The organism is Lysobacter silvisoli (assembly GCF_003382365.1).
Lineage (GTDB): Bacteria > Pseudomonadota > Gammaproteobacteria > Xanthomonadales > Xanthomonadaceae > Lysobacter > Lysobacter silvisoli.
Genome location: NZ_QTSU01000004.1, coordinates 188,020 through 202,381, shown reverse-complemented (window position 1 = coordinate 202,381; position 14,362 = coordinate 188,020). Strand labels below are relative to the sequence as shown.

Here is a 14,362-nt window from a genome sequence, read left to right as displayed (position 1 = left end):
GTTCCCCCTTTCTCAAAGGGGGAACTAAAAGCAAAAAGGGGGAGCGCAAGCGAATCGCGTGCGTTCAGGGCTGCAACAACTTCCGCCATCCCTCGATCCCCAGCTTCTCCAGCGTCGCCAGATTGCGCTCCACGATCGCATCGGGATCCGGGAAGGCCGCCACCGCGCGCTCCACGCTGGACTCGCGCAGCAGGTGCAGCATGGGGTAGGGCGAGCGGTTGCTGCAGTTGCCGACATCGTCGTAGTCGGTGTCGGCGAACTGGTAGTCCGGGTGGAAGCTGGCGACCTGCAGCTCGCCCTCCAGTTCCAGCGCCTCGATCGCCGCGTCGGCGTCGTCGAGGAAGTCGTTGTAGTCGAGGAAGTCGGTCAGCACCTTGGGGTGGATGAGCAAGGTGGTGTCGACCTCGTCCGGTTCGGTCTGCTGCAGCCGCACCAGCTCGTAAGCCAGTTCTTCCAGCAGCGCTTCGGGCGTGGTCGCCTCGCTGAGCACGTAGCGGACCTGGCCTTTGGCGGCCACCGCCTTGGCGAAGGGGCACAGATTCAGGCCGATCACCGCGCGATCCAGCCAGCGGCGGGTGGCGACGATGGGCTCGGCTTCCTCGTTCATCCCGGCGCGCTCAGTCGCGGAAGTTGTCGTACTGCAGCGGGCGCTCGAAGTCGCCCGCGCGCAGCAGGGCGATGGCGGCCTGCAGGTCGTCGCGCTTCTTGCCGGTCACGCGCAGCTTGTCGCCGTTGATCTGGGTGTCGACCTTGAGCTTGGCATCCTTGATCGCGGCGGCGATCTTCTTGGCCAGCTTCTGCTCGATGCCCTGCTGCACGGTGATCTTCTGGCGCGCGCCGGCCAGGTTGGTCTCCACGCCGCCGAACTCCAGGCAGCGGGTGTCGATCTGGCGCGCGGCCAGGCGCTGGCGCAGGATCTGGGTCATCTGCTCCAGCTGGAACTCGCTGGGCGCGGACTGGGTGATGAGCTTGTCGTCCAGCGCGAACTTGGCGTCCACGCCCTTGAAGTCGAAGCGGGTGCTCAGCTCGCGGTTGGCCTGGTCTACGGCGTTGGTGAGCTCGTGGGTGTCGACTTCGGAAACGACGTCGAAGGAGGGCATGGCGGTGTCCGGACGGTGCTGCGGTAGGGGGCGTAAAGGGTAGCGCAGGCGCGTGCGGTACGCAGCGTTGCGGCGTGTTGACGCTGGCGGGGCGCGCGGCTGGCTACACTGGCCGCTTCGTCCCCCTGCCCGGAATCCGCGCATGCTCAAGACCGCCGCCTATGCCGCCGCCAGCGCCCAGTCGCCGCTGGCCCCGCACACCATCGAGCGCCGCGAGCCGGGCCCCGGCGAGGTGCTGATCGACATCCTGTATTGCGGCGTCTGCCATTCCGACATCCACCAGGCCCGCGACGAGTGGGGCGGCTCGATCTTCCCGATGGTGCCCGGCCACGAGATCGTCGGCCGCGTCGCCCGGGTCGGCCGGGGCGTGAGCAAGTTCCAGGTCGGCGACGCGGTCGGCGTGGGCTGTTTCGTCGATTCCTGTCGCCACTGCCCGCAGTGCGAGTCGGGCTTGGAGCAGTACTGCGACGAGGGCATGACCGGCACCTACAACTCGCGCGAGCGCAGCGGCGGCGCGCCTACCTACGGCGGCTACTCCACCCGCATCACCGTGGACCAGGACTACGTGCTGCGCATCCCCGCCTCGATCCCGCTGGACCGCGCCGCGCCGCTGCTGTGCGCGGGCATCACCACCTACTCGCCGCTGAAGTACCACGGGGTCAAGCCCGGCGACCGCGTCGGCGTGGTCGGCCTGGGCGGGCTGGGCCACATGGCGGTGAAGCTGGCCGTGGCCATGGGCGCCCAGGTCACCGTGCTCAGCACCTCCGAATCCAAACGCGAGGCCGCGCTGGCGCTGGGCGCGCAGGACTTCGCCGCCACCCGCGACGGCTCGGTGTTCAAGCGCCTGACGCGCTCGTTCGATTACCTGATCGACTCCGTGTCCGGCGAGCACGACTACAACGCCTACCTGTCGCTGCTCAAGGTCGGCGGCACCATGGTGCTGCTGGGTATCCCGGAAACGCCGGCGCCGGTGGCCGCGGGCGTGCTGATCTCCAAGCGCCGCAACCTGTCGGGCTCGATGATCGGCGGCATCCGCGAAACCCAGGAGATGCTGGACTTCTGCGCCGAGCACGGCGTGGCCTCGGACATCGAGCTGATCGGCATCGAACGGATCAACGAGGCCTACGAGCGCATGATCAAGGGCGATGTGCGTTATCGCTTCGTCATCGACATAGCGAGCCTGGAGAAGCAAGACGCTTGACCATGTAGTTCGAGCTTCCACCACCGTCATTCCGGCGAAAGCCGGAACCCATGTTGCTCTTCGGCTGATGTGAGTGATGGGAGCTAAAGTCAAAATGGGTTCCGGCTTTCGCCGGAATGACGTTTGGGGGGTAAACGCTTAAGGTGGGACTTCAACAGGGGCTACCCGTTCGCCGATCATCTCCATGCCATTTCTACTGCTGATCGCACTGCTGGTCCTGGGCCTGATCCTGCTGTGGGCGCTGTTGCTGCCGCTGGTCCTGGTGCGCCGTTACCGCTACGGCCGCTCGCGCCGGCGCGGTATCCGCTGGACCGCGACGCTGCAGGCGCTGGCCAGCTTCGTCTCGCTGCTGGTGTTCTTCGCCAGCGCCTGGATCGCCGGCCATTGGGTCGCCGGCGCGCCGCGCTACGCGGCGGTCGGCGTCGCCGCGGGATTGCTGCTGGGCGTGCTGGGACTCATCGCCACCCGTTTCGAATACGAGCCCGGCGGGACCTACTACACGCCCAACCGCTGGCTGGTGCTGGCGCTGACCCTGATCGTCGCCGTGCGCCTGAGCGTGGGCCTGTGGCAGGGCCTACACCTGTGGGGCAGCGCCGATGCCGGCAACGCCTGGCTGTCGCGCCAGGGCGGCCTGCTCGCGGTGGGCGGCCTGGTGCTGGGCTATTACCTGAGCTACGCGCTGGGCCTGCGCCGCAAGCTCGCGCGAACGCGCATGCCGGGCCCATGACGCCGGCGGCGATTGCCGGCAAGATGGGCATCGCCTCCCCCAGGCCCTAGCGATGCAAACCCAAGACTCCGACACCGCCGGCGCGCCCGCGCCGCAGCGCGGCGGCCACAGCGACGCGTCCGCGCACCGTACCCGCGCGGTGCTGTCCATGCTCGCCGCGGTCGGCCTGTTCGCGGCCATGGACGCCGGGCTCAAGCTGCTCAGCGCGCACTACCCGCCGTTCCAGGTGGCGGCGCTGCGCGGCGCGGCCTCGCTGCCGTTCGTGCTGGTGTGGGCGCTGGCCACCGCCGGCCCGGCCACGCTGCTGCGCGTGCGCTGGCCGCTGCACCTGCTGCGCGGCGTGCTCGGCGTGGGCATGATGGCCGCGTTCGTGTACGCGCTGCGCACGCTGCCGCTGTCCACCGCCTATTCGATCTTTTTCGTGGCGCCCTTGCTGATCACCGCGCTGTCGGTGCCGCTGCTGGGCGAACGCGTGGGCCCGCGCCGCTGGGCCGCGATCGCGGTCGGCCTGATCGGCGTGCTGGTGCTGTTGCGTCCCACCGGGCAAGGCATGCTCAGCCTGGCCTCGCTGGCGGTGCTGGGCGCGGCCTTCGCCTACGCGGCCAGCGCGATCACCGTGCGCCTGCTCGCGCGCACCGACAGCACCCAGTCGATGATGGTCTGGCTGATGGCGATGATCGCGCTCGGCGCCGGCGCGCTGGCCTGGCCGGACTGGGTCGCGATCCGGCGCGAGGACCTGTGGATCATCCTGGGCGTGGGCATCGCCGGCGGCCTGGGCCAGTACGCGATCACCGAAGCCTTCCGCCTCGGCGAGGCCTCGCTGATCGCGCCGCTGGAATACACCGCCCTGGTCTGGGGCGTGCTGCTGGACCTGAGCCTGTGGGGCGTGCTGCCCGACGCGGTGACCTGGGTGGGCGCGGCCATCATCGTCGCCAGCGGCCTGTACCTGTTGCGCCGCGAGCGCGTGCATGCCGAGGCCGAGCACCCTTGAACCGGCGCCGGCCTGGCCGGAACCGAGCCACGATCGCGTTTGCCTGACTGTCTCCACCACAGGCACGACCCGATGAATTTGTTCAGGACGAACTCCGCCGCCGGCAAGCGCGCCGCCGGTGCCCTGCTGATCGCCGTCACCGCCGCCGCCGCGGCCACCGTCTGGGCCTACACCCGCCCCGCCGAACAGATCCAACTCGAACCCGTACGCCAGGGCGCCGACATCCCCAGCGACGGCCGTCAACGCAAGCTGCAAAGGGCCACGGCGAAGTCCGCGCCGCTGGCCCTGGCCGCCGCCGCGGTCAGCGACGACGACGTGGGCGACGCCGATTCCTTCGGCCGCAACCTGCGCTGGCTGGGCCTGACCGACATGCTGGTGGAACTGGGCGACAGCTGCCCCGGCAGCGACCCCGAGGCGGGCTGTCAGGTGCTCAACCCGGCGCCGGCCTTCACCGGTTTCGCCTTCGAGGACCTGGGCCGCATCACCCTGCCGGGCAAGTCGACCCACTCGCTGCTGTGCTACTGGTTCTCGCCGGTGCTGACCGTGCGCTACGCCAACCCCACCGCCAGCCAGGCGATCGCGCGCCTGCGCCTGTCGCCGACGCTGACCGTGGAGAACCCGGTGCTGGCCACGCCGGGCCTGATCGATCCGACCACCGGCGTGCCGTTCGGCGGCAAGCTGATCACCGGCATGACCTCTTCGGAACTGTTCGAGGTGCCGCTGGCGCCGGGCGTGGCCTTCACCGAGCGCACCCGCGATTCGGCGGTGTGCATCGCCGGCTTCGTCAACCGCAAGGCGCTGGCCGAGACCTACGGCCTGAGCGAGGCGCAGATCAAGGAGTTCTTCAAGAAGCCGACCACCGTGCGCCTGAACATCAGCGGCAGCGCGCAGTACGTGGAATCGGCGCAGCTCTACTTCGGTCTGCGCATCATCGGCGACTGACGCGGCTCCGGAACGGCGGCGGGCGCGGGAATGGGGGCGCGCCCGCCGCCGATTCCGTTGCCGCTGCGGCGTGCCATGACGGCAACGCGGCGATCGCGTAGGGTTCCGACCACCGCCTACACGCAGGACGCCCGATGGCCAGCAGCCGCGCCACCACCGTCGCCGCCTACCTGGCCGAACTGCCGCCCGAGCGCCGCGCCGTGGTCGCCGCGGTACGCGACCTGGTCAACGCCCATCTGCCGCCCGGCTACGTCGAAGAGATGGCCTACGGCATGATCGGCTGGGTCATCCCGCTGTCGCGCTACCCGGTCACCTACAACAAGCAGCCGCTGAGCTACGCGGCTCTGGCTGCGCAGAAGAACGCGTATTCGCTTTATCTCAATTGCGTCTATGCCGACTCCACTAGCGAACAGCAGCTACGCGCGGCCTATGCGCGCGCCGGCATGAAACTGGACATGGGCAAGAGCTGCCTGCGCTTCAAGTCGCTGGACGGGCTGCTGCAGGACGAGGTCGGCAAGATCATCGCGTCCACGCCGGTAGAGGACTACATCGCCTTGTACGAGGCCAGCCGGCGCTGAGGCGTGGCGGCCCTCACCCCAACCCCTCTCCCGCAAGCGGGAGAGGGGCTAAAGCACAAGCGGTTTCGAATGTGTCCCCTCTCCCGCTAACGGGAGAGGGCTAGGGTGAGGGGGTGAGCGCAGCGAATGCTCTTGACCATCGCTCGGCCACCGAACTCGCAGCACGAAATGAAGACCCGGAGGGCGGCGCACAGGACGTGCGCCGTTTTCCGCTCGGGCAGGAGGCCCGATCGGAAAATCCCCGCGCACGCTCCGATCTCGCAAGGGAGCTCTGGCGCAGCGTTTTTTTTGGTTACTTTCTTTTGACGCTTATCAAAAGAAAGTGACCCGGCCGCTTGCGGACGGAAGCTGTTGCCGTTGGCCCTAAGAAAACTCAGGAGCAATCAAAGCTTCAGCGCCCATCCCCCACCACCACCTCACCCCCCTTCATCACGAACACCGGCGCCGCATCCAAGGCATGGATGTCCGCCAGCGGATCCCCCGACACCGCCACCAGATCCGCGTAGCGCCCCGCCGCCACCGATCCCACCTTGTCCTCCCAGCCCAGCAGCTGCGCCGCGTCCGAGGTCGCCGCGCGCAACGCCTGCATCGGCGTCATGCCCCACTCGACCATCTTCGGGAACTGCTTGCGGTTGTCGCCGTGCGGATACACACCCGCGTCCGTGCCGTAGCCCAGGCGCACGCCCGCGCGCACCGCGCGGCGGAAGCTCTCGCGCTGGGTACGGCCGACCAGCTTTTCCTTGTCGATCATCTGCTGCGGAAAGCCCAGGCGGGTATACTCGGCCAGGATGTAATCGTCGTTGTAGACGTCCATCACCAGCCAGGTGCCTTTCTGCTTGGCCAGGCGCAGGCCCTCGTCGTCGATGAAACTGGCGTGCTCCACCGAATCCACCCCGGCCAGGATCGCCATGCGGATCGCCTCGGCGCCGTGCGCGTGCGCCGCCACGCGCTTGCCCCAGCGGTGCGACTCGTCGACGATCGCGTTCATCTCCTCCTGGGTGTACTGCGGCGCGCCCACCGAAGCTTCGGCGCTGAGCACGCCGGCGCCGGCCATGAACTTGATCACCTCGGCGCCGTGCTTGACGTTGTCGCGCACCTTGGCCCGTACCGCTTCCACGCCGTCGGCCACTCCGGTGGCGTTGTGGAATTCCAGGTAGGGCGAAAAACCGGTGTTGCCGTCGATATGGCCGCCGGTGGCGCCGATGGCCAGGCCCGAGGGCAGGATGCGCGGGCCCTGCAGCTTGCCGTGCTCGATCGCGCGCGCCAGCGCCACGTCGATGTATTCGCCCGAGCCCACGTTGCGCACCGTGGTGAAGCCCGCGCGCAGAGTGCGCTGGGCGTAGACGTGCGCGGTCACCGCCTCGTCGATCGGGCTGCGCTTGAGGATGTCCTCGTAGTAGTTGCCGCTGCCGCTGGTGGGGTCGCCGGTGATGTGTACGTGCAGGTCGATGAAGCCCGGCATCAGCGTGGCCGTGCCCAGGTCGATGACGTCCACGCCGGCCGGCGCTTCGCCGCCGGCGGCCACCGAGACGATGCGCTCGCCTTCCACCAGCACCAGCGGTCGTTCGATCACCCGTTGCTGGGCGGTGTCGATGAGCTTGGCCGCGCGCACGGCTATGCGCTTGGGCGCGGCGGGCGCGTCCGCGGCATGCGTGGGCAGGGCCAACAACAGCAGGGCTAGCAGGACGGGCAGGCGCATCGGCGGCACTCGCAGCGGGGATCGAGCGCCGAGTGTAGCCAGCCGCGCGCGCGCATGAAAAAGGCGGGCCCCGTCGCCGGGGCCCGCCTGTATCGCGGCGTCGAGCGGTCGGGTGCTTAGAAGCGCGCGCCCAGGCCCACGCCCAGCACCACCGGGTTCAACTCGGCCTCGCCGACCTTGACGCCGTTGAGGCGGGCGTCGGACTTGCCCTGCATGTAGCGCACGTCGGCGCGGGCGAACCAGGTCGGGGTGATGTTGAGGTCGACGCCGGCGGTGGCCATGGCGCCCTTGGCGGTTTCCACGCCGATGCGTTGGCCGGCCAGCGCGCCGGCCGGTTCGGCCTGCTCGCCGCTGTAGTTGGCCTCGTAGTAGCCCAGGCCCACGAACGGGCGTACGGTCTGGTCCGGCGTGCCGAAGTGGTACTGGCCGCTCACCGCGTAGGGCTGCGCCTGCACGCTGCCGGCCTTGGCGCCGTTGAGGTTGACGCGATGACCGAACTTGTCGGCCGCGCCCCAGGCTTCGACCGCGATGTTGTCGGTGATGTAGTAGCTGGCGCTCAGGGTGGCGGCGCCGTCGCCGTCGGCCTGGGCGCGACCGCCCGCGATCGACGGGTTCTTGGTCGGCTCCGACAGCGCGTAGCCGCCAACGACGGCGAAACGCTTGCCGGCGGCGCTGCCCGTATCGGTAGTCGCATCCTGAGCGAAGGCGGCCGGGGCAACGGCCAGGGTGGCCAGTACGGCCAGGGTCAAATGACGGAAGCGCATCATGGTGTGGACTCCTATATGTCTTCTTGTAGGTGCCTTGGGGGAGGCGTGCGCAGGCTAGGACGGCGTGCATGAACCCTGCTTGGTTCGCGATCCGCGGCTTGCGGAACTTCCGTCGCGCTGCGCATGCCTGCGCAGCGCAGGCGGCATTGGGCATGCATGAACCGACTTTGAAGCGCGCGATTTCGGCGCCGCGCGCCGCGTGTGCATGCGCGACGGACGCTGCATGGTGAGCCGACGAGGCAGCGGCGTAAGCGCGTCGGCACGGGCTTAGCGGCTCATGCGCCGCGCGCAAAGCCCGCCTGAACCGTCGTTCAAGCATGGCGGTCGCGGAAGCGCACGAGACGCCCGCTCACTGTGGAAATCTTCGCCAAATCGGCTCCGTTCGCGACGCAACCGGCGATGAACGGCGCTGGCCTGCCGGCCTGGCCGCATGACGAAGGTCACGCTCCCCATCGGCAGGGGACGGCGGCGCGCGGGCGCGGCATCATGGCGCCGTCCCGTCATGGAGCCAGACGATGCCGCACCCCGTCCGCACCGGCCGTTCCGTTTCTGCGCGCCTGCTGGCGCTGAGCGCCTTGGCGCTGTGCTGCGGCGCGGCCGCGGCGGCCGAGATCGAGTGCAACATCGAAAGCGATTACGAGCTCAGCCTCAACGAGCGCAGCGTGATCTTCACCCGCGACAGCGGCACGCCCAAGGCCATCGTCATGCGCCAGGGCCGGCTGTTCGTCGACGACAAATGGCTGAGCCTGAGCTCGGCCGACAGCCAGCGCCTGTCCGAATTCGAACGCCAGACCCGCGCGGCCATGCCCGAGGCCCAGCTGATCGGCCGCGAGGCCGCCGAGATCGCCTTCACCGCCCTGGGCGAGGTCGCCGCCGGCATCAGCAGCGACCCCAAGGCCGTGCAGGCCAAGCTGGCAAAGGCCCGCGCGCAGATCGACGCGCGCCTGGCGCGCTCGGTCACCCCCAACCGCTTCAACACCGAAGAACTGGGCGATGGCATCGGCGAGGCGGTGGGTGAAGTCATTCCCAGCCTGATCGGCGACATCGTCGGCGGCGCCATCGGCGCGGCCTTCAGCGGCGACGAGACCCGCCTGCGCCGGCTGGAGAACTTGGACGCCCAGATCGAGGCCAGGGTCAAACCGCGCGCCGACGCCCTGGAGCGCCGCGCCGAAAGCCTGTGCCAGCGCATGGTCGAGCTGGACCGCCTGGACGATGCGCTGGAGCTGCGTATCAACGGCAAGCCCCTGAATCTGCTCTACGCCAAGGCCAGGACCGGCAAAGCCGGCAAGGACTGAGCGCGGCCGCCGCAGGGCCGCGCCAGCGTGCGGGCACTGTACCCGGGCGTGGGTCGCCATTAGCTGGAAGGTGCGGTTGGCGTGGCTGGCTCCAGCCCGCACAATAGGGTTTTCGCGCATTTGCGGAGCCCCACGATCATGGCTGAGCTGAAGGAAGCACGCGTCCCCGACATCGGCGACTACGACGGCGTCCCCGTCATCGAACTGCTGGTCGCCGTCGGCGACACGGTGCAGCAGGACCAGGGCCTGGTCACGCTGGAGTCCGATAAGGCGACGATGGAAGTGCCGGCGCCGTTCGCCGGCGTAGTGCGCGAGCTCAAGGTCAAGATCGGCGATCAGCTGGCCGAGGGCAGCCTGGTGGCCCTGATCGAGCCCGCCGACGGCGCCGCGGCCGCCGCGCCCGCTCCGGCGGCTGCCGCTCCGGCCGCGCCCGCGCCCAAGGCCGAGGCGCCCGCTCCGGCACCTGCCGCCGCGCCTGCACCGGCCGCACCCGCTGCTCCGGCCGCCGCCCCGACCGCGCTGGCCGGCGCCAACGCCGGCACCGACCCCGAGGCGATGCCGCCGCGTACCCCGCCGGTGGCGTTTACCGCCGACGAGCTCATGCCCGACAAGGTGCCCTACGCCAGCCCGGCGGTGCGCCTGTTCGCGCGCGAGCTCGGCGTGGACCTGTCGCGCGTCAGCGGCAGCGCGCGCGGCGGCCGTATTTCCAAGGAAGACGTGCAGTCCTTCGTCAAGGGCGTGATGCAGGGCGGTGGCGGCGCGCCCGCCGCGGCAGGCGCGCCCGCGCTGGGCGGCGGACTGAACCTGCTGCCCTGGCCCAAGGTCGACTTCGCCAAGTTCGGCGAGATCGAAACCAAGCCGCTGACCCGCATCCAGAAGCTCTCCGGCGCCAACCTGGCGCGCAACTGGGCGATGATCCCGCACGTCACCCAGCACGACGATGCCGACATCACCGACCTGGAAGCGCTGCGTGTGGCGCTGAACAAGGAAAACGAAAAGGCCGGGATCAAGCTGACCATGCTCGCCTTCCTGATGAAGGCCTCGGTCGCGGCCCTGCAGAAGTTCCCGACCTTCAACGCCTCGCTCGACGCCAGCGGCGAGAACCTGACCCTCAAGAAGTACTTCCACATCGGCTTCGCCGCCGACACCCCGAACGGCCTGGTCGTGCCGGTGGTGCGCGACTGCGACAAGAAGGGCGTGCTGCAGATCGCCAGGGAAACCGGCGAGCTCGCCGCCAAGGCGCGCGACGGCAAGCTCGGCCCGGCCGACATGAGCGGCGGCTGCTTCTCGATCAGCTCGCTGGGCGGCATCGGCGGCACCGCGTTCACGCCCATCGTCAACGCGCCGGAAGTCGCGATCCTGGGCGTGTCCAAGTCGGCGACCAAGCCGGTGTGGGTCGGCAAGCAGTTCGCCCCGCGCCTGGTCCTGCCGTTGTCGCTGTCCTACGACCACCGCGTCATCGACGGCGCCGCCGCCGCCCGCTTCACCGCATACCTCGGCCAGTTGCTGGGCGACATGCGGCGCGTGCTGCTGTAAACGGGCCGGCCCTTGAACGTCGCAGCGCCCGCATACCAAAGGCCTCGCCGACCCTGGCTGGCGTTGCTGTTCGGCGTGCTCACTCCGGTTGTCGCGTTCGCCTATGTGGGCAGGCTGCGGTTGGGCATCGCCTTTTTGCTGGGAACGTTTTTGGTGTTGGTTGCGGGAGGGTGGTCCGGCGCCATCCAGATCGTGCCGGGTTATTACGCGATCATGCTCGTCATACTCGCGCTGGGCTTCGTCGCCACCTTCTATCCCTTTTGGCTGGCATGGAAACGGCCGCAGTCGTACAGCGCGCGCTGGTACAACCGCTGGTACCACTATCTATGGATCGGGCTGGTCTGCGCCGCTCCGGGCATGCTGTGGGCGCCCAATCGCGGCGAGTTGCTAGGGTACGAAATCTTCCGGATCCCGTCGCGAAGCATGTCTTCCAGCTTGAGTCCCGGCGATTTCGTCGTGGTGGACACGCGCCCGCAGAGCTTGCGCCAGCTATCGCGTGGCGATGTGGTTACGTACAGACCGCATTCAACGCCGCAGCAAACCTGGGTGGGCCGCTTGATCGGCCTTCCCGGGGAAACTATCGAGGTCCGTGGCGGCCAGGTCCGGATCGATGGCATGGCGCTGAACGAGCGCTACGCGATCCAGTCACCGGAGCAAGATCCTGCCGCGCCGCTGAGCCTGACCTTGGATGCGGATAGCTATTTCATCCTCGGCGACAACCGGCCCAATAGCGACGACAGCCGTTACCAAGGGCCCTACTCGCGTGACCAGCTCACGGGAAAGATCAACGCGATCTGGCTATCGTTTCTGCCCTCTCGCGAACGCCCGCTGCAGATGGAGCGCATTGGCGGGCTGGCGCCGCCGGTTTATGCGTCGAAAGCTTCCGGTCAGCCTGGCGGCTCTCCATGATCCGCATGCAACCCGACAACGAACTTTGGAGGCGTCAGCGCCGATGAGCGACATGCTTGTGCCTAGAACTTTTGCCTGTGCGATCGCATTGGTCGCATTGCTACTGGCAGCCCCGCTCGCACACGCCGCCGAGGACGAGTGCAAGCCCGAACTCGGCCGCGGTTGGCCGCCGGCCACCGAGAACCACGGCCAGGCGGTGGAGCGCTTGTTCGCCGGCGGCGCCACGGCGGCGCTGAGCCTGACCACGCTGCCGCGCTATAGCGCCGAGAGCGGCCTGGTGCTGATTCCCGGCGAAGGCGAGGGCGATTGGCGCCTGCGTTATGCCGAGGCCGAGGACCGCGTGGCCTCCTGGAGCGGTGGCGCGCTGCGCATGCGCGTGGACCAGGAGCCGGACGTGAACGAGGTGCCGATGCCGGCGGCGCTGGCCAGGCGCCTGGTCGCCGACTGGCAGCGCGCGCTGGCCGCGTCGGTGCCGGCCGACCGCGCCGCGGGCTTCCACGACGCCGACACCCTGCTGTTCGTCGCCGGCGACCTGCGTGTGAGCGGGCTGCGCCCGGACTGCGGCGCCGGCGAACTGCTGATGCGGCAGAACGATTTGCTGATCGAAGCCACCGACGATGGCGATGAGCGGCGTGCGCGACGCTGGAATCAATTGGCCGCTTCGCTGGCGGAACTGGAACTATGGCTGGCCGGCAACGCTGCCGGCGGCGCGGGAGAGGTCAATGGCAACGATTGAAGTCAAGGTGCCGGACATCGGCGACTACGACGGCGTACCCGTCATCGAGTTGCTGGTCGCGGTAGGCGACACGGTCAAGAAGGACCAGGGTCTGGTCACGCTGGAATCGGACAAGGCGACGATGGAAGTGCCGTCCTCGGCCGACGGCGTGGTCAAGTCGATCAGCGTCAAGATCGGCGACAAGGTCGCCGAAGGCGCGGTGATCGCGATTCTTGAATCGGAAGGCGCGTCGGAAGCCGCTGCGCCCGCCGAAGCGCCCAAGCCCGCCGCCGCAGCCGCCAAGCCCGCTGCGGCCGAAGCGCCCAAGCCGCCTGCCACCGCAACGCCCGCGCCGACGGCAGCGTCCGCCAGCGGCCGCAAGGCCGATGTGGAGTGCCGCATGCTGGTGCTCGGCTCCGGCCCCGGCGGCTACACCGCCGCGTTCCGCGCCGCCGACCTGGGCCTGGATACGGTGCTGGTGGAGCGCTACGCCAGCCTTGGCGGCGTCTGCCTCAACGTCGGCTGCATTCCGTCCAAGGCATTGCTGCACGCCGCCGCGGTGATCGACGAAGCCGAGCACGCCAGCGACTACGGCGTGAGCTTCGGCAAGCCCACGATCGATCTGGACGCGCTGCGCAAGTACAAGGAAAAGGTCGTCGGCCAGCTGACCAAGGGCCTGGCGGGCATGGCCAAGCAGCGCAAGGTGCGCACCGTCACCGGCACCGGCCGCTTCGTGTCGGCCAACGAATTGGAAGTGCAGGGCGAGTCCGGCACCCAGCTGATCCGCTTCGAGCAGTGCATCATCGCCGCCGGTTCGCAGGCGGTGAAGCTCGGCAATTTCCCCTGGGACGACAAGCGCGTCATGGATTCCACCGACGCGCTCGAACTGGCCGACGTGCCCAAGCAGTTGCTGGTCGTCGGCGGCGGCATCATCGGCTTGGAAATGGCCACCGTATACCGCGCGCTGGGCAGCGACGTCACTGTGGTCGAGTTCATGGACCAGCTGATGCCGGGCGCGGACCCGGATCTGGTCAAGCCGCTGGCCGACCGCCTGAAGAAGCAGGGCGTGGCCGTGCATCTGAAGACCAAGGCCGCGGCGACCGAAGCGCTGAAGGAAGGCATCCAGGTCTCGTTCGAAAGCGCCGAGGCCGGCAAGACGCCGGCATTGGCATCGGGCGTGTACGACCGCGTGCTGGTGGCCGTGGGCCGCGCGCCCAACGGCGGCAAGATCGGCGCCGACCAGGCCGGCGTGCAGGTAACCGATCGCGGTTTCATTCCGGTCGACCGGCAGATGCGCACCAACGTGCCGCACATCTTCGCCATCGGCGATTTGGTCGGTAACCCGATGCTCGCGCACAAGGCCACCCATGAAGGCAAGCTGGCCGCGGAAGTGGCGGCGGGCGAGAAGAAGGAGTGGGTGGCGCGGGTGATTCCGTCGGTGGCCTACACCGATCCGGAAATCGCCTGGGTCGGCGTGACCGAGACCGAAGCCAAGGCCAAGGGTCTGAAGGTGGGCGTAGGCAAGTTCCCGTGGGCCGCCAGCGGCCGCGCGATCGGCCTGGGCCGCACCGAGGGCTTCACCAAGCTGATCTTCGACGAGGCCACCCATCGCATCGTCGGCGGCGGCATCGTCGGCGTGCACGCGGGCGACCTGATCACCGAAGTGGCGCTGGCGATCGAGATGGGCTGCGAGGTCGCCGACATCGGCCACACCATCCATCCGCATCCGACCCTGAGCGAGTCGGTGGGCATGGCCGCCGAAGTCTTCGACGGCACGATCACGGATCTGTACATCCCGAAGAAGAAGGCCTGATCGCTTCGCGGTGGCACCCACGGAAGCCGGCGCCAAGCGCCGGCTTCTGCGTTCCTGCGCTTTGCTTTGCTCTGGGGTAGGAGCGGCCT

15 protein-coding genes are annotated in these 14,362 nt (G+C 68.8%); 11 read left to right on the top strand and 4 right to left on the bottom strand.

The window, feature by feature from the left end:
* Nucleotides 1–64: 64 nt before the first annotated feature.
* Both DX914_RS18640 and DX914_RS18635 read right to left on the bottom strand, forming a co-directional pair.
* Nucleotides 65–607 (bottom strand): DUF1415 domain-containing protein, encoded by a 543-nt coding sequence (locus DX914_RS18640; protein WP_115861626.1) that lies wholly within the window; start codon nucleotides 605–607, stop codon nucleotides 65–67.
* Between the two features lie 10 nt (nucleotides 608–617).
* A complete protein-coding gene (locus tag DX914_RS18635; protein WP_115861624.1) occupies nucleotides 618–1,100 on the bottom strand; it encodes a YajQ family cyclic di-GMP-binding protein in 483 nt (160 codons plus the stop codon).
* Nucleotides 1,101–1,242: 142 nt separating this feature from the next.
* Between DX914_RS18635 and DX914_RS18630 the strand changes: the two genes are divergently transcribed.
* The 6 genes from DX914_RS18630 to DX914_RS20125 all read left to right on the top strand — a co-directional run bounded on the left by DX914_RS18630 (nucleotide 1,243) and on the right by DX914_RS20125 (nucleotide 5,865).
* Nucleotides 1,243–2,301 carry an NAD(P)-dependent alcohol dehydrogenase gene (locus DX914_RS18630; protein WP_115861622.1) on the top strand — a complete coding sequence of 353 codons (1,059 nt, stop codon included), beginning with the start codon at nucleotides 1,243–1,245 and terminating at the stop codon, nucleotides 2,299–2,301.
* 184 nt (nucleotides 2,302–2,485) lie between these two features.
* On the top strand, nucleotides 2,486–3,028 hold the full coding sequence (locus tag DX914_RS18625; protein ID WP_115861620.1) for a CcdC protein domain-containing protein: 543 nt from the start codon (nucleotides 2,486–2,488) through the stop codon (nucleotides 3,026–3,028).
* Nucleotides 3,029–3,176: 148 nt separating this feature from the next.
* Nucleotides 3,177–4,019 carry a DMT family transporter gene (locus tag DX914_RS18620; RefSeq protein WP_115861715.1) on the top strand — a complete coding sequence of 281 codons (843 nt, stop codon included), beginning with the start codon at nucleotides 3,177–3,179 and terminating at the stop codon, nucleotides 4,017–4,019.
* A gap of 72 nt (nucleotides 4,020–4,091) precedes the next feature.
* On the top strand, nucleotides 4,092–4,961 hold the full coding sequence (locus DX914_RS18615) for a hypothetical protein (protein ID WP_115861618.1): 870 nt from the start codon (nucleotides 4,092–4,094) through the stop codon (nucleotides 4,959–4,961).
* Between the two features lie 134 nt (nucleotides 4,962–5,095).
* Nucleotides 5,096–5,539, top strand: a complete 444-nt coding sequence (locus tag DX914_RS18610; protein ID WP_115861616.1) for a DUF1801 domain-containing protein — start codon at nucleotides 5,096–5,098, stop codon at nucleotides 5,537–5,539.
* 113 nt (nucleotides 5,540–5,652) lie between these two features.
* The gene (locus DX914_RS20125; RefSeq protein WP_147300728.1) at nucleotides 5,653–5,865 is read left to right on the top strand and encodes a hypothetical protein; all 213 of its coding nucleotides are present in this window, start codon (nucleotides 5,653–5,655) and stop codon (nucleotides 5,863–5,865) included.
* Between the two features lie 65 nt (nucleotides 5,866–5,930).
* On the opposite strand, the gene DX914_RS18605 is transcribed toward DX914_RS20125, so the two are convergent.
* Nucleotides 5,931–7,238 carry a Xaa-Pro dipeptidase gene (locus tag DX914_RS18605; RefSeq protein ID WP_115861614.1) on the bottom strand — a complete coding sequence of 436 codons (1,308 nt, stop codon included), beginning with the start codon at nucleotides 7,236–7,238 and terminating at the stop codon, nucleotides 5,931–5,933.
* A 116-nt stretch (nucleotides 7,239–7,354) separates the two neighbouring features.
* The gene (locus DX914_RS18600) at nucleotides 7,355–8,005 is read right to left on the bottom strand and encodes an OmpW/AlkL family protein (protein WP_115861612.1); all 651 of its coding nucleotides are present in this window, start codon (nucleotides 8,003–8,005) and stop codon (nucleotides 7,355–7,357) included.
* A gap of 515 nt (nucleotides 8,006–8,520) precedes the next feature.
* On the opposite strand from DX914_RS18600, the gene DX914_RS18595 reads away from it, so the two are divergent.
* The 5 genes from DX914_RS18595 to lpdA all read left to right on the top strand — a co-directional run bounded on the left by DX914_RS18595 (nucleotide 8,521) and on the right by lpdA (nucleotide 14,273).
* Nucleotides 8,521–9,300, top strand: a complete 780-nt coding sequence (locus DX914_RS18595; protein WP_115861610.1) for a DUF2884 family protein — start codon at nucleotides 8,521–8,523, stop codon at nucleotides 9,298–9,300.
* A 138-nt stretch (nucleotides 9,301–9,438) separates the two neighbouring features.
* Nucleotides 9,439–10,836 (top strand): dihydrolipoyllysine-residue acetyltransferase, encoded by a 1,398-nt coding sequence (gene aceF, locus DX914_RS18590; RefSeq protein ID WP_115861608.1) that lies wholly within the window; start codon nucleotides 9,439–9,441, stop codon nucleotides 10,834–10,836.
* Nucleotides 10,837–10,899: 63 nt separating this feature from the next.
* Nucleotides 10,900–11,745: a signal peptidase I gene (gene lepB / locus DX914_RS18585; protein WP_115861606.1), complete on the top strand. Its 846-nt coding sequence runs from the start codon at nucleotides 10,900–10,902 to the stop codon at nucleotides 11,743–11,745.
* Between the two features lie 97 nt (nucleotides 11,746–11,842).
* Complete coding sequence (locus DX914_RS18580) at nucleotides 11,843–12,481, top strand: hypothetical protein (RefSeq protein WP_115861603.1); 639 nt, start codon at nucleotides 11,843–11,845, stop codon at nucleotides 12,479–12,481.
* Entirely contained in the window at nucleotides 12,468–14,273 is a 1,806-nt protein-coding gene (lpdA, locus tag DX914_RS18575) for a dihydrolipoyl dehydrogenase (RefSeq protein ID WP_115861601.1), read from the top strand. The genes DX914_RS18580 and lpdA overlap by 14 nt, the downstream gene beginning before the upstream one ends.
* The last annotated feature ends 89 nt before the right edge of the window (nucleotides 14,274–14,362 follow it).

Coding starts and splice junctions, on each gene's coding strand:
- DX914_RS18640 (WP_115861626.1), bottom strand. CDS start 607: ATGAACGAGGAAGCCGAGCCCATCGTCGCCACCCGCCGCTGGCTGGAT.
- DX914_RS18635 (WP_115861624.1), bottom strand. CDS start 1,100: ATGCCCTCCTTCGACGTCGTTTCCGAAGTCGACACCCACGAGCTCACC.
- DX914_RS18630 (WP_115861622.1), top strand. CDS start 1,243: ATGCTCAAGACCGCCGCCTATGCCGCCGCCAGCGCCCAGTCGCCGCTG.
- DX914_RS18625 (WP_115861620.1), top strand. CDS start 2,486: ATGCCATTTCTACTGCTGATCGCACTGCTGGTCCTGGGCCTGATCCTG.
- DX914_RS18620 (WP_115861715.1), top strand. CDS start 3,177: ATGCTCGCCGCGGTCGGCCTGTTCGCGGCCATGGACGCCGGGCTCAAG.
- DX914_RS18615 (WP_115861618.1), top strand. CDS start 4,092: ATGAATTTGTTCAGGACGAACTCCGCCGCCGGCAAGCGCGCCGCCGGT.
- DX914_RS18610 (WP_115861616.1), top strand. CDS start 5,096: ATGGCCAGCAGCCGCGCCACCACCGTCGCCGCCTACCTGGCCGAACTG.
- DX914_RS18605 (WP_115861614.1), bottom strand. CDS start 7,238: ATGCGCCTGCCCGTCCTGCTAGCCCTGCTGTTGTTGGCCCTGCCCACG.
- DX914_RS18600 (WP_115861612.1), bottom strand. CDS start 8,005: ATGATGCGCTTCCGTCATTTGACCCTGGCCGTACTGGCCACCCTGGCC.
- DX914_RS18595 (WP_115861610.1), top strand. CDS start 8,521: ATGCCGCACCCCGTCCGCACCGGCCGTTCCGTTTCTGCGCGCCTGCTG.
- aceF (WP_115861608.1), top strand. CDS start 9,439: ATGGCTGAGCTGAAGGAAGCACGCGTCCCCGACATCGGCGACTACGAC.
- lpdA (WP_115861601.1), top strand. CDS start 12,468: ATGGCAACGATTGAAGTCAAGGTGCCGGACATCGGCGACTACGACGGC.